General features: G+C 58.3%; 17 protein-coding genes. 3 read left to right on the top strand and 14 right to left on the bottom strand.

Annotation, left to right across the window (positions count from 1 at the left end; all coding sequences use genetic code 11):
- Window positions 1-2: 2 nt before the first annotated feature.
- Window positions 3-215, bottom strand: a complete 213-nt coding sequence (locus FHS27_RS05970) for a hypothetical protein (protein ID WP_184303011.1) — start codon at window positions 213-215, stop codon at window positions 3-5.
- A gap of 20 nt (window positions 216-235) precedes the next feature.
- Window positions 236-736, bottom strand: a complete 501-nt coding sequence (locus tag FHS27_RS05965) for a hypothetical protein (protein WP_184303008.1) — start codon at window positions 734-736, stop codon at window positions 236-238.
- Between the two features lie 103 nt (window positions 737-839).
- Between FHS27_RS05965 and FHS27_RS05960 the strand changes: the two genes are divergently transcribed.
- Together FHS27_RS05960 and FHS27_RS05955 are read left to right on the top strand one after the other, a co-directional pair.
- Window positions 840-1,160, top strand: a complete 321-nt coding sequence (locus FHS27_RS05960; protein WP_184303005.1) for a hypothetical protein — start codon at window positions 840-842, stop codon at window positions 1,158-1,160.
- 185 nt (window positions 1,161-1,345) lie between these two features.
- Complete coding sequence (locus FHS27_RS05955; protein ID WP_184303002.1) at window positions 1,346-1,675, top strand: hypothetical protein; 330 nt, start codon at window positions 1,346-1,348, stop codon at window positions 1,673-1,675.
- 57 nt (window positions 1,676-1,732) lie between these two features.
- Here FHS27_RS05955 and FHS27_RS05950 read toward each other — a convergent pair whose 3' ends face one another.
- From FHS27_RS05950 to FHS27_RS05895, 12 genes are all read right to left on the bottom strand, one after another.
- Complete coding sequence (locus FHS27_RS05950) at window positions 1,733-2,143, bottom strand: hypothetical protein (RefSeq protein WP_184303000.1); 411 nt, start codon at window positions 2,141-2,143, stop codon at window positions 1,733-1,735.
- A 33-nt stretch (window positions 2,144-2,176) separates the two neighbouring features.
- Window positions 2,177-2,731: a hypothetical protein gene (locus FHS27_RS05945; protein WP_184302997.1), complete on the bottom strand. Its 555-nt coding sequence runs from the start codon at window positions 2,729-2,731 to the stop codon at window positions 2,177-2,179.
- The gene (locus FHS27_RS05940; protein WP_184302994.1) at window positions 2,731-3,177 is read right to left on the bottom strand and encodes a hypothetical protein; all 447 of its coding nucleotides are present in this window, start codon (window positions 3,175-3,177) and stop codon (window positions 2,731-2,733) included. Before FHS27_RS05940 ends, FHS27_RS05945 begins: the two co-directional genes overlap by 1 nt.
- Window positions 3,174-3,554, bottom strand: coding sequence for a hypothetical protein (locus FHS27_RS05935; RefSeq protein ID WP_184302991.1), 381 nt, complete (start codon window positions 3,552-3,554; stop codon window positions 3,174-3,176). The genes FHS27_RS05940 and FHS27_RS05935 overlap by 4 nt, the downstream gene beginning before the upstream one ends.
- Entirely contained in the window at window positions 3,551-5,137 is a 1,587-nt protein-coding gene (locus FHS27_RS05930) for a trypsin-like serine peptidase (protein ID WP_184302988.1), read from the bottom strand. Before FHS27_RS05930 ends, FHS27_RS05935 begins: the two co-directional genes overlap by 4 nt.
- A 14-nt stretch (window positions 5,138-5,151) precedes the next feature.
- A complete protein-coding gene (locus FHS27_RS05925; RefSeq protein WP_184302985.1) occupies window positions 5,152-5,502 on the bottom strand; it encodes a DUF2190 family protein in 351 nt (116 codons plus the stop codon).
- A 9-nt stretch (window positions 5,503-5,511) separates the two neighbouring features.
- Window positions 5,512-5,841: a DUF2190 family protein gene (locus tag FHS27_RS05920; RefSeq protein ID WP_184302983.1), complete on the bottom strand. Its 330-nt coding sequence runs from the start codon at window positions 5,839-5,841 to the stop codon at window positions 5,512-5,514.
- A gap of 56 nt (window positions 5,842-5,897) precedes the next feature.
- The gene (locus FHS27_RS05915; RefSeq protein ID WP_184302980.1) at window positions 5,898-7,940 is read right to left on the bottom strand and encodes a phage major capsid protein; all 2,043 of its coding nucleotides are present in this window, start codon (window positions 7,938-7,940) and stop codon (window positions 5,898-5,900) included.
- Window positions 7,906-9,405 carry a phage portal protein gene (locus tag FHS27_RS05910; RefSeq protein WP_184302977.1) on the bottom strand — a complete coding sequence of 500 codons (1,500 nt, stop codon included), beginning with the start codon at window positions 9,403-9,405 and terminating at the stop codon, window positions 7,906-7,908. Before FHS27_RS05910 ends, FHS27_RS05915 begins: the two co-directional genes overlap by 35 nt.
- A 63-nt stretch (window positions 9,406-9,468) precedes the next feature.
- Window positions 9,469-9,666, bottom strand: a complete 198-nt coding sequence (locus FHS27_RS05905; protein WP_068258875.1) for a hypothetical protein — start codon at window positions 9,664-9,666, stop codon at window positions 9,469-9,471.
- Window positions 9,667-9,769: 103 nt separating this feature from the next.
- On the bottom strand, window positions 9,770-12,031 hold the full coding sequence (locus FHS27_RS31525) for a terminase gpA endonuclease subunit (RefSeq protein ID WP_184302975.1): 2,262 nt from the start codon (window positions 12,029-12,031) through the stop codon (window positions 9,770-9,772).
- Complete coding sequence (locus FHS27_RS05895; protein ID WP_184302972.1) at window positions 12,021-12,227, bottom strand: hypothetical protein; 207 nt, start codon at window positions 12,225-12,227, stop codon at window positions 12,021-12,023. Before FHS27_RS05895 ends, FHS27_RS31525 begins: the two co-directional genes overlap by 11 nt.
- A gap of 248 nt (window positions 12,228-12,475) precedes the next feature.
- Between FHS27_RS05895 and FHS27_RS05890 the strand changes: the two genes are divergently transcribed.
- A complete protein-coding gene (locus tag FHS27_RS05890; protein ID WP_068258885.1) occupies window positions 12,476-13,336 on the top strand; it encodes an amidoligase family protein in 861 nt (286 codons plus the stop codon).
- The last annotated feature ends 181 nt before the right edge of the window (window positions 13,337-13,517 follow it).

Here is a 13,517-nt window from a genome sequence, read left to right as displayed (position 1 = left end):
GGTTAGCGATTAGCTTTGGTGAACTTGGCACCGAGTAGCGATGCGACTTGTTCGACGCTCGCCTTTGCAGGAGCGGGCCGCGTCGTGACGCACGGATTAAAGTCGTCGGGCTTGAACGGCTTTCGACGTCGCTTGCGGTCGCGGTTGACTTCGGCGGTGATCCACACCAGCGTGCTGGCGAGTTGCCAATCGTGTCTGCGTTTGGCGTCAATCATCCAGCACAGTTGCCGGAGCGTTAGCGGTCCGGGGTCGACACCGAGGATGCCGGCGAGGTGACAGATTTCGCGTTCAAGCCGGGCACCTCCAGATTCGCTTCGAGCTCCGCGACCATCTTGTCCGCCAGCGTCGGGTCGTCGAGTTTCCGGTGCAGCATCTCCATCCCGCGTGCCGTCACCTCGCGTTGATGTGTCACCGCTTTGCTCAGCAGACGGCGTTGGTCCTCCGGGAGGAAGTCCAACAGCGCTTCGACAAGTGCGTTGCGTGCTTCGGTCAGGCAATCGCCCGACAGTCCGGACTCGAAGACCTCCTGATCGACGCTGTCTTTGTCCGCTTGCGGTTTGCACACTGCGAACAAAACTTCACCGAGCAACAGGAAGTCTTGCGTCATCTGTGGGATCAAGTCGCCATCGACAGCATCGAGCAAGCGAACGCCGGTGAGCGTCTTCACGCGGCGAAGCGTCGTGTTGTCGATATCAACGATCCAAACGCGACCATGGCGGTCAACAAATTTTTGCATGGGATTCCGTTCCGTGGTTTAAGATACAGACAAGTCGAGTGCTGTTTGAAAAGGTGATCATCCTTGGTGGCATGTCGTACAAAAACCTGTTGTCCAACGCCTTGTGACCGATAGCACCGAACCAATTCGCCGTCGTGCCTTGCGCTTTGCTCGGACGCTTGAATTTGACAACCCCGTTATTCTGGATGTCCGCGACGCTGACAAAACTGTGGTGTTGGAGAGAGGCTCCGGCGACATCTCTCAATATCGTACTGTGCGGATTGAACTGCAGTTGTCCACTGATCTTCGCCAGAGCACGATCGAACATGCAGGCCCCAATGATGCCGACGAACTCAAGCGGGTTCTTGAAGCCCGTTGGATCTACGATATCACGTGTAGCGCAACAGATATAATACTCGTGGACATCCCATCATTCATTGACTGACACTACCATCACGCACTTATGCAGGGGCGTCGGCCAACATCTTTTTTACGCTGAGGCCTTCGGCACACCTTCCTTGTTTGGCAACGCGGGCTGGCACTGGTAGAATCGCTCATAGTTCAGGCATCGTCCGCTTCGTTCAGAGAAGTGTCATAAAAACCTTCCGTTGACAGCCTCAGTTTGTTCATATGGCACGCATCACGACGTATTTCGCTGCAAGCTCTGATGCATCGCTCGAATCTGTCTGCAACGCGCTGCAAGCACGACTATCGCTTCCAGACTTCTATTTCGATTGTCATGACTCTTGGCGGTACGCCAGCGCCAACTCAAACGCGATAGCGATTAATGTGACGCGAGCCTCTGACTCCCACACGATCGAGACCTGGATGCCGGACTGTCCGAAAGGCGTCAATTTCCAGATTATCGCCGAATTTGACTCTGAACCTGACGGCCTTGATGCCCATCTTCGCGAATCGCTGGGTACCAAGGCCGTGCGTTATGCCTCTCTTCGCGCATAGTGCGTCGGCACTTTAGCGGCACACGAAATAGCTTTACAGTTGATCTTGCTTTGCACGTCAAGGGCCGCCACCAACGTTCATTCCACCGCCGGACGACGACTGCGTCGGCTTGAGTGTCACGTCGGCTGAGACGACTTCTTCGAGGTTTTGGTTGACGTTGAAGTTCATCACTTCGCAAGTCAACGTCAGTGCTCCGCCGGCGTCGGTGATTCCTACATCGGTAGGTGAACCGCTCGACCACAAGCCTTGCAGCATGCCGAACGCGGTGTCTCCGGACTTGTTGAGCACGGTGAATTCGATCGACGCATCTTTAAGCGTGCCGACGGTGGCTCGCCAACCGTTGTTGTCGCGGGTCGATGCATCGGCCTCCGCCTTTTCCAGTGTGACGGTCAGGTCTTTGACGTTCTTGATCTCGGCACCGTCGATCGTCAGGACTGCGTCGAGACCGAGTTTTACTTCAGCGGACATTGAGGTTTGGTTCCATCCGTGGATCGGGAAAAGTTACTTGACGGAGTCCCGCCAGAATTTGGGGAGTTGGGCGCGGTGAGTGTCGAGGGCGGGCTTCATGAAGGGTCGCTTGGGATAGCGTCCGGGTTTGGTTGCTCCGCGACGTTGGTTCTCTTCGTCGATCAGTCGGCGGGCGCGGTTGGCTTGGGCAGCGGTTCGCAGTTCGATGCGGGCGAACTTGCCGGGACGGATTGCTCGGATGGGACCGTGCTGGCCGACTCGGAAACGATGGCGTTTGAGTCGTCGACGCTTCTTTGCCCTACCGCCGAATTCGTGGAGGTTCCAGAGTTGGCCGGAGATTTCGTTGACCGGGCCGATGACGACACCGGGCGTGCGTCGGTCGACTTCGTAGCGGAACGAACGTCGCAGTCGGCCAGTGGGCGAGCTCGGTGGGCTGCCGGGCCGCGACGGGTTTTTGCGTTTGCGGATACTGCGATAGGCGGTCTTGCGAATCGCTCCGCCGGCATGACCGAGCGAATTGAACGACGCTTGGTCAACCTTCTTCTTGACGCGGTTGGCATTGAAGCGAACACGCGTCCGGATGTGCATCACTTGGCGAGTTCAAACGTGAGCGACAGCAGACTGGTAAACTGGTTGAACTGCGTCCAATGCTCGGTTGAATAGAGAACAGAGTTTTCAACCTTGATGCAGCGGGCGGCGACGTAGGAGTTGAGTCGCTTGAGACGGAAGTAGTCGGCGATCTCTTCGACGAAGAACACCAGCGGGTCGATTTCTTTCGCGTCGCCTTTGCTGAACTTCTTTTGGATGGCGACGTCGATCGTTGCGTGGAACTTGTTGGTGGCTCGATCGAGCGGGAGGTATTCGACCTCGCGTGGCACCACAGTGACTCGCAGTTCCTTCATGTCTTCGAGATCGAAGTTGGGAACGTAGAGTCGTTGGGCCGACAGGTTCTTCTTTGAAAAGTCGCCGGCGTTGATTTCGGCGACGACGCTTTCGGCGATTTGAATGACGGTGGCGGGAGTCGTTGCTGTCATGTGATGGTGTCGACCAGTTTCGTGTGGATGCGGAGTTTGACTCGGAAGGGATCGCTGTACCGCCACGGCGGTTCGTTGCCGATTGACATCAGCTCGTAGACGAATGTGGTGTCGCCTTCGGTTTCGAGAATGCGATCGCCGCGGCGGGGCCAGGTGCCGATGGGCGATGCCAGCAAATCTTTGGTGTTGATCAGGAAGTCACGAACTTGGGCGCGGGTGATGACGCCTTCGCCATCGTCTTGCTCGTATTCGGACTTGCCGATGGTGGCGGGAAGCTCGACGGAGAGATCATCGCGTTGGTAGGTGACTATCCGCGAGGCGAACCGGGTCAGCTTGGCGGCGAGCCAAGACTGACCTTTGTGAAGCATGTCGCTCATTTAGCGGCGGTGCGTTTGCGGGTTCGCGTCGCGGCCGGCTTTGCTCGTGGCTTGGGTGCCGGCGGTTCGGGTTCGACTTCGTCATCGACGTTCGCCAAGTTGACGGCGAGATCGTTGACGATTCGCTTGACCTTTGCCTTGGCGAACTTGCCGATGAAGTAGAGGATGAAGAACGCGACGATCGACCAGGTGACGATGTCTCGCGTGGACGGGAAAGGCCAGAGTTCTCGCAAGCGTTCGCCGGGACGACGTAGCAAGTGGTTTTCGAGTTCGCCTTGTTCGCGGTTGCGGGGTAGGCTCGGGAACAGCCCACCACCGCCACGGTCTTGTCCGTATTGTTGAGGTTGTTGTTGCCGGCGATCGGGAAGCGGGCATTGGCCGTTGGGGCAGTTGCCTGAGACAGTGAGGTTGCATCCGCAGTTGGGACAGCATGCATTTTGAAACGCCATCGCCGGCGGACTGGATTGCGGACCTTCGGTGATGGAGTCTTGGTACAGCAACATGATGTCGCGGTCGGAACCGGTCGCGGGGATGCCCGACGGCAAGCGTTGGGCGCGGATGGATTCAACATCACGTTCGATTGCGAAAGGATCGGAGTATTTGAGAATCACTTCGTCGGATTCGCCTTGGTTCTCTTCACCGTCGGCGACTTCGGGTTTGGTGTCTGGTGTCGCTTTCGACGAAGGTTCGACCTTGGTTCCAAGTGGCACGGCGTCCGGCGGAGGAACAAGCAACACCGAGGAAGTCGTTTGCTTGCCACTGAGTCCTGCCCAGACTTCTTGATGCGTCATTGCGATGCCGTAACCGTGCGTTTCACCTCGGCCGTCGAGACCGTGACCGCCCGAGTCGGTGCTTCGCCATGCGATCAAGCCGATGATTTGAGCTTCGCCTCCGTTGACGTCGAAGATCGCTGAACCGGACCGGCCTCCCGCTGGCATTGGCACGAAATGAATCGTGTCGCCACCGTTTGCTTGGCGTCGAAGTGCGAAACCTTCAAAAGCAGTCGGCCACCGTCCGCTGGGGCAACCGACGCTGAAAATGTTCTGGTAGTTGAACGAGTCTTGCGAATCGGCGAGCGGGATGACCGGCGGGCGGTAGTTGCCCAGTGCCCGGCGATCGACGCGGACGACGGCGATGTCACGGTAGGCTCGTGGGATGTAGGCAACCGCGACCGTTTCGGCTTCGATGGGCCGGGATTGGTGCCCTTCTTTCCAGAACTCGACTTGGACGCGGTTGCCCAGACCGGTTCCCGCGACATGCGCGTTGGTTAAAACGTAGAGATGTTCTTCGCTTTCTCGGAAGAGCGTGCCGCTGCCCATCGAGTTGCCGTTGCGGATTCGCACGGTGGCTTCGCGACAGGTGTCGTGCAGGTCACCAGCGGTCGCAGCGGTGCCGAACATGCTGAGCGCGACCGCGAGCAAGATTGCTTTGGTGGATCGGATCGAATCGCCGATGATCCAGGCGGCGATGAGGATGGTTGCCAAGAGCTTGACCTCGAACGGCAGCAAGAGAACGAGAACGACACCGCCGGCTGCCGCCCAGAAGCGTCGTGATTCAAAGAGGTTTTTGAGTTTGTGTTCCATGACGGCGACACTGCCTATTGCTTGAGACGAACGAGAACTCGCAGCGTGCTCGGCGGTGCGTCTTCGACGGCGATGCCGATCATCGAATGCTCGTAGGCGTTCTTGATGACGTGGTGACTGATCTTGGACCAGTAAAGAATTGTGCCGGCCGGGATGTTGGTCGTTGGGTCTTTGACGAGATTGAAGACGCCGGCGACGGTGATGCTGCCGCGTGAGTTGGGACAGATGCCGAACTTGGCGACGCCGACCAGCTTGCCGAGCACGACAACGTTACCGGCCGGGATTTCAGCTTCGGTAATAATCGGGATCGCCACGCCCTCGTGGACGAACGTCGCCCCGATGGGTGCGATGATGGGATTGCTCACGTCGGTTCATCACTGGCTCAAACGAACGCGGACGATGTTGTCGGTGGGTTCGGCATCGTCAACGACCTTGCCGAGGAAAACCGAGCCGTCGGGGACTTCGGTCACGATGCCGTCATTGGTCGCGAAGACCTTCTGGCCGGCGGTGTAGGTTTCGGCGTCGACCGGATCTTTCGGGAAGTCAAAGACGCCTTCGACCGCGATGGAACCGAGCGTGTCGGCTTTGAGATCACGTTTGGTGACGCCAACGAGGTCACCTTGAATGACGAGGGAACCAACGGGAACGTCAACGTCGGGGGTGAAGTCGACTTGTTTGCCGTCGTGGATGTATTGAGCTTGCATGATGGGAGGCTTGAGACCTGAGGGGTGAGGCTTGAGGAAGATGAGTCAGCCCGCGATCACTCGCCGGCGACTTTCACGGCGGCGCGGTGGTCTTGCGAATTCACACCGAAGTCGATGTAACTTCGGAATCCCATGCCGAGCGTGTTGGGCGGCATTTCGACACGCTCGATGATCGGCGTGCGTCGACCGTTCAGGAACACGATCTCAAACGCCGGCAGCACGTTCGGGTTGGCGAACAAGTACCACGCGGCGGCGCTGGCACCGGGGTAGTAAGAATCCGACAGGTGCGGCGTCGAAATGATGCGGTACTTGTTGCGGTGCGGGTTATCGACGGGAATCTTGGTGGGCGATCCTTGGGCATCGATCATCAACTGTGACGATCCCATCAACAGTTCAGCTTCGGTTTCCAGTTCCACCGGCACTACCAAGTACTCGGGCCGGATGTTGATCGGCTTTTGGTCTTTGGGTTTTCCGCCCGGACCAGCTTTCTGTTTGCGGAAGGTTGTCTTGGCGACGGTCAACGCATCGGGACCGAACTTGGTGTCAGCACCTTGCAGCAAGTTGGCGTTGGCGGACGAGAAGAAGCCTGCGTTCTTCAGTAGCAGAGTGAAGAACAGATCGTCGATCGACTCGGCACCGGATCGTCCCATCTGACGTGGGATGTCCATGAACGCGGACAAATCATCATTGATGATGTCGTGACGGGTCAGCGTGAGAATCTGACCGTAGGTGTCGGCCTTGTTCGAGTACTTCTGTTCCGACAGTTTCCCGTGTTTCAATTCGCCGTCGGGTGCGACTTGTTCAAAGCCGCCAGTGCCGAGCAAGCGATAGCGGGCCACTTCCTTGAAGTCGGTGACGGTTCCTACGCTACATAGATCGAACGCCGCGATCGGCGTGTTTTGGTAGGCGGCCAGCAACGTCTTGTTCATGACGTTTTCCATGATGCTGGGCAGGCTCATGGAACTGAAACCGGCGCGGATCGTTGCTGTTCCGTCGCCGAACACTCGCGGAACGTCGATGCCTTCGCTGCGGGCACATTCGGCGACGAGTTCTCGCAAGCCGATGTGGCGGAACGGGTCGGCGGCGTTGAGCGTCTTCTCACCGTAGCTGGCCAGAAGAACCTTCTCTTCAATGCCGACAGAGAGACACGCGGCGGCTTCGAGGACGACGCGATCGTGACGGGGCGAGTTTTGCGTTTGTTCGGGAGCTTTCGGGCGTTCGCTTCGCAGCACGGCGAGTTCCGTTTTGGTGATGGACCAGCCTTGCTCGATCGCGTCGGCTTCGATGTCGGGATGTTTTTCAGTACACAGCTTGCGAATGCCAGAGATACGACGCGACTCCGCGGCGGCTTCGGCACGCATCTCGTCAACCGGCGACTTCTCGGCGGGTTTCGTTTCGGTTTTGGGTTTTGTGCTCATGTTCAAACTTGCGTTGACGGGTTCGAGGTCGTCGGTGGGATCGGTGTCGGTTTCTTCTGGTTCATTGCCAGGATCTTCGACGTCGGCGTAGTTGCCGGCAGCGACACGGGCTTCGGTGTTGTCGTCGGCACCGAGGGCGACGAATGAAACTTCGCCGAGCGTTGACTTGCGGGCGATGTACACCGGGCCTTTTTGTTCGCGTCCGTTGGCTTGAGCGATCTTGCCTTCGGGGATGAAGACGACCTTGTCGGCACTCGCGCCAAGCGACGCCTGCCATGGGAAACCGTTCTCGCTCGTTGCGATGACTTCTTGGGCGGTTGTGCCAACACCACTGATCACGCCTGCGACGACAAGCGACTTGTCGTTGATCGTGATGTCGTCGGTGTGCCCGACGATGCTGCCGCGATCGTGGTCTTTGAGGATCGGCCGTGACTTGCGGGTGACCCGCATGCCGGCGAGGTCAACGACGACTGGGTAAGGCCAACCACCCAGTCGCATCGCGCCGCCGGTGTAGGCAGTCATGCTGAACTTGCGAAGCGCCGGTTTGTCTTCACCTTCGATTGGTTCATCGGCGGCGGCCAGTTGAATCGTTGCGGCGTCATCGCAAACGATACGCAGTGAACTGGGGACCGATTCGGCTTCGGCTTCAATTGGCTTGTTGTCTTTGAGACTCTTCGGCATTGTCTTCCGTGACCTCGGTTTCGGGTTGTGAATCAGATTCGTCGGACTCGATCGTCAGACCGAGGTCACGCATCAGTGCAAGTTCTTTCGCACGCTGTTTAAGTTCCGTCTCCCAGTCACGCCCCTGCCGCGCGAATTCGATGGCCAGAGTTGTCGTATGACTGGCGAGACGGATCTTTTGGGCGTTGGCTTCTTTGGCCGGGTCGACATGTTCATGCCCGTCCCAAAACCATTGATGCTCGAAGGTTGAATCGAGCGTGCGAAGCGAGTTGGGCAGATAGCCCTCGATGAGAATGGCTTCGCGGAGCCAAGCGGTCAGGATTCGATCCAGGACAACGCGAGCAAGTTGAGTCTGCTCAACGCGGATCGACTTGAAGTAGGTTTGGTGATCGAGACGGCCGGACGCGTAGTTGTAGCCGCTCGAATTTCCGGCGGCGACGTTGAATGGCATGTTCAAACAACGAGCGATCTCGTTGAGGATTTCTTTCTTGAACTCGGCGTAAGTCGTCGCCGGTTGTTCGCTCTTCATCTGAGCCATTTTCCAGCCACCGGGCATGGTAAGAAGCATTCGCTTCTCCAGTTCGATTGGCTCGAACGGTTCCGCAGCGTCGGCTTCGCCGTTGGCCGGTGCGTCGGTGTACAGGATGCCGGCGAACTCGGCGGCTGTTTCGGCCGCGGCTAGCACCGCGAGCGTGAAGCGGCGCAGTTGTGCGAACAGTGGCAACGCCGGCGTGATGTCCGGGACGCCTCGAATCTGACCCGGTCGATCGCAGCGGAAGTAGTGCAGCACGGCAGCGGCTGGAACCGTGTTGTATTCTTCTTCGTAAGCAAAGAAATCGTCGCCAGGGTGATGGCGAAGCACGTCATAGCTGGTCGGGTTGCCATCGGCGTCGAAACGGATGCCGTCGACATAGCGTGCTGAATCGTTCGCAAGAGTTGGTGATGCGACTTGATCGGCTTCGATCAAACGCAGATCGAGGTTGACCGGCGTATCGAGTCGCTCGTTGCTAGTCAGCAAACCGAACGATTCACCATCGGCGACTCGGGCTAACCGCATCGTTCGCAGCTTTTCCGCCAAACCAATCGCTTCGCACCAAGCAAAGAACTCTGCTTCGACGAAACGGTTCGCAGCGTCATCCGCAGTCAGCATTTGCAAACGTGGGCCGGTTCCGACCACGTCGTTCGCCAGCGTCAGCGTGATCCCGCGAGCGTAACTGTTATTCGCGACTTCGTAACGCGATCGGTTGCGAAGCGTGCGTCGAACCTCGGGACTGTTCGCGGACGAGGCCGAAAGCCCATCCGCTCGCGACCAGTGCTTCATGTTGTCGAGCGTCGTGTTCGCCGCGTCGTACTTCGCTCGCAATCGTGAAAAAAAGGGCTGCCGGGGCGAGCGTCCAGAGGCGTTCGGAGGAAGGTGACTCCGCCCGCGCAATTGCTCGATGATCCCTGACAAACGCTTCAGCATCCGTGCTGTTCCTGTTGCCGTCCCCGGCAGCCCTGTGGTCGTGGTGTTGGATTGAAAGAAAGATCAGCCAGCCGACGGCGGCACGATCTTGTTGAAGCGAAGCCCGCGATGCGGCTTGGCAACAGCCTTCTTGCCGGCGAGATGTTTGTCGGCAGCGATCTGATCGGTCAGCTTGTGCTGCTCCACACTGCCGGCATCGCCGGACGCCTTAGCCGGCCCGGCAGCGTTCTCGCGAATCTCGTCTTCGAGGTCGTCTGGCATTAAACTTCCGCTGGTCGAAACAATGGCTCTCTGCTTGTAGACCTACCGGAAGAACATGCGAAATGACGAAGACGGCTCACGAATTTTGGAAAATAGTTTTTCGCTAGTCGCGTTTGCGTCGTTGCATGTCTCGGAAGCTGACTCGTTGTCGCTTCGGCGCTGCAGGTGCATCGGTGCCGAAAAGCAAGGCTCCTTGCATCGAAGCAGCAACGGCGGACCCGACCAAACAGTCGAGCCAGTGGTTGTCAGGCTGCTCGGGTCGTGCCTTCCATTCGTCGACCGTTCGCCCCCGGCCTTCGGTTCGCACGAAGTATTCCGCGGTGACTTGTTCGGCGAACATTCGGTGCATCTCTGACCGATCGCCGAACACGGAAAGACAACCTCGATCACCCATCGCGACGGCGAGACGTGCGTGCGTGAAGGACTTCCACCAATTCGTGTCGTAGATGATATGGCGGATCGCCCGCTTACCATGGATTGACGGAATCCGCCAATTCAATCCGACTCGATCACCGGGGCGGCGTTTGTATTCACTAAAAGGGTTCGATGAAGCACCGACAAACCGACCATGCGAAGGAAGCAACACCGAGGCATGTGGGCTCTGTCGGCAAAATTGATAGACCACATCCGTCGAATGGCCCCAGTTGGCGTCGATCAAGCAGCGATCAATCTTCATCGCCGCTCCGTCGTCGCGTTGCCACTCGCGACCGAGCAAGTCTGTCGTGAGCTGATCCATGCCGGCATAGAGAGATCCTTCCAGACCGGTGCCTTCGGTTGCGAGAGTATGCCGGGCGTCTCTCAAGGTGAAGTGAGGACGTTTTTGTTCAGGAAAGCTGCCATAGTCGACGACGTAACCCGTGAAATCGTCTTCCCAAGCGGCGACAACATAGAAGAGCAGCTTGCCTTGGACGTCAATGAAGGCGGTGAGATGATTGGCTGCGATCGGCAACAGACATCGCTGCATCCCGTTGAACTTGGAGGCAACTTGGTCGGCGGTCAGTTGATCGGCGTCGACGGTCTCGGCTGGCAGCGGTTCGTTCTGGTACTCGGCGAAGAACGCGGCTTCGTCTTGGAGTTTGAGATTCATCGCGTGTTGGATCGCCGACAATTCGTCGTGGTTGCAGCGTTCTTTCCACGAGACTTCCGCGCCGGCGTCCATGGCATTGCGGTTTTGACGATAGAACTCGGTACCGGCAGTTCCGCCATCGCCGGCTCGCAATCCTTCGCTGCGAATCTCGGCGTATCGTTCCCACAATGTTTCGTTGGTGGGGAACGAGTTGACCATTCGCGTTCGCTCGCCGTTCCATTCCGGGTGTTTGTCGCGGTCGAGGATGTTGTCGGCCATGTCTCCAGGACGGATGACGGTGCATGGCATGATGCCGGAAATCTTTTTGCCAGGGCCGGCGAGTCCGAGCACCGCACCGGCGAGGATGGCTTCGCGGTTGGCACATTGCGAAAGCGATCTTGCGGACTCGTCGGTTTGTGGGTCGTCGAGCACGACCAACGAAGGCCGAACCGTTTTCCCGTCAGGGCGTTTGAACTTCATGCCGCGGATGCGACCGGTTAAGCCAGCAACCTTGATGATCGCGCCGCTCGCTTTGCTGCCGGCGATCGTTGGTAACACGACCTCTTTGGCCGTCCAACCGATTTGTGTTCGCTTGCCCTGGTAGAGCTGGCCATTGGCTCGGTTGGAAATTCCGTCGAGGGCTTGAATAGGAAAGCAGACCTCCGGGTAGTCGGCCAACAGCAGTTCGTTGGCGTCGAGTTCGGTTTTGATCGAATCGAGCATGTCGCAGGCGTGGCCCTCGTCGCTTCCGATCAGGCAAACGAAGTCGCGATAGCCGTTGAGCACCGCCCAAATGCACGCGACCTCGGCGAGCGAACTCTTGCCCGAGCCGCGGGCCATCGCAAGGGAAAACAACCCGCCGCGGACGACCGCCTCTTCGATCTTGCGAATTACCTTGATGTGGTCCGGGGACCACGAAAGATGAAACGTCAGCTTGAAATACGCCTCGCAAAAGAACTGGAAGCTGCCGGCGGCCTTTGTTTTTCGCTCGGCGTCCTCGACCACGGGGAGGTCGCCAATGTCTCGGCCGGCCTGCGCGATCGCTGCGTTGCGTGATCGTGCTCGCTCTTTTGCGTCTGCATACGGGTCTTCGCTCGCCGGCGGTTTCGGTTTGTTTCGTTCTTCGAGTAGCCATTGACTGAACCGGAGAAGATCGACGTGTTGACCGTCTCCGATGCGATTGCCGGCTCGCGTTCGATAGCGGTAGAGCTGCCGTTCGTTGATCACCTCACCGAGCGCCGTGCTATTGAGCATCCGGCAGCACTCGCTCGGCTTCAGTCGTCGGATGTCATTGGCCACGGTGCATCTCCTGCAATTGCCATGCGGTGTAGTCGAGAACGCTGAGGGTTCCGTCGGCGTTGGTTGGTGCGCCGGCTTCGATATCGGCCTGGATGTTTTCGACCTGCACGCGGCGTTGGGCCGCGGCGGAAAGAACTTGGGCGAGTTGTTGGACCGTCAATGCGTTGGGGCTGACGGACGGCTTCTTGTCTTCCATGACGGGCTCCGTTGGGGACTTCGCGACAGGGGCAACACGCCGTCGACTGTCGCGAGAAATGGCATCGCCGGCATGGTTCGCCGCATGTTTGGAACAACAAAACAGGGGCAAACGTGGCCGCGTGTCGGCGTGAAAAGAAAGCTGCGAATTACTGAAACATTACTGCCGAGCTTCGCTTGAGGTGTCTCGAAACGCATGGCTCATGTGTGTCAACGAAACGAATTCTTAACCCCTTCGGAGACACAAACATGCACGCCAACGACATCGCCTTCGGTATCGAACTCGAAACCACCATGCCTGAAAACGACCCCACGCCGATCGGCGGCTACCACAACGGATTGCCGGTTTCTTGGTTGCCGGCGGGTTGGAAAGCCGAACGCGATTCGAGCATCATGACGCTGGGGCGCGGCCGGAAGGGTTGCGAATTTGTATCGCCGGTCCTTCGGGGATACGAAGGACTGCAAAGCGTGATGACGGCGGTCGACGCGATCGCGGCTCGCGGCGGCCGGGTCAACTATTCGACCGGCATTCACGTCACGGTCAGCTTCGGCAACGACGCCGCGGCCCTTTCGCGACTCATCTCGCTGATCGGCAACCACGAACGAGCCATCTACGCTTCGACCGGCACGCGACGCCGCGAACAAAACCGCTGGGCCAAACGGATCAAGGACTACGGAAACAAAGACGCCGCGAAACGCCAATGTGAATCGGACCGCTACCACTTGCTCAACCTGACGCACCTCGCCCGCGGCAAGAACCGTATCGAGATTCGGGCCTTCGCCGGCAGTCTCAACAAAGACAAAATTGCCGGCTACCTGCAACTTGTACTCGGCTTGGTAGAACTCGCCTTGAATAGCAAACGGTGCTCGGGTTGGGACTACGCAAAGAAACCGGGCACAAAGAGTTGCTGGGACCGACCGGGTGCCGGCGAAGGGGAAACGGAATTGAACCGGCTGTTCTACCGACTCGGTTGGACGAAGGGTTGGTACAAGGGCGACCTGCGTAACAAACGGTTCGGCGAACTGACCGCCGGCGACCAAACCTGCGATTGGAAACCGGTCAAAAAGAAGCTTCTCGAAATGGCTCGCAAGTACGACCGGGCGGTTTAATCGCCGGCGGCTTGCCGCATCACCAACGCCGCGGTTTGCCCCGCGGCGTTTCTTCGTTTTCTGGCGGCCACGTTCGTCAAACGTGGCCTTCTTCCGGTAGGTCAAAGGTAGGAGGCCATTGTTTTCCGATCGCCACACAAGGCGTTTGTCGGCCACGTTGGCGACATCCAGAAACATGAAG

Origin of the sequence: Aporhodopirellula rubra, from assembly GCF_014192335.1 — a bacterium.
In the GTDB taxonomy this organism is placed as follows: Bacteria; Planctomycetota; Planctomycetia; order Pirellulales; family Pirellulaceae; genus Rhodopirellula; species Rhodopirellula rubra.
The sequence above is the reverse complement of the archived record's forward strand: the minus strand, read 5'-3'. Positions and strand labels throughout refer to the sequence as shown.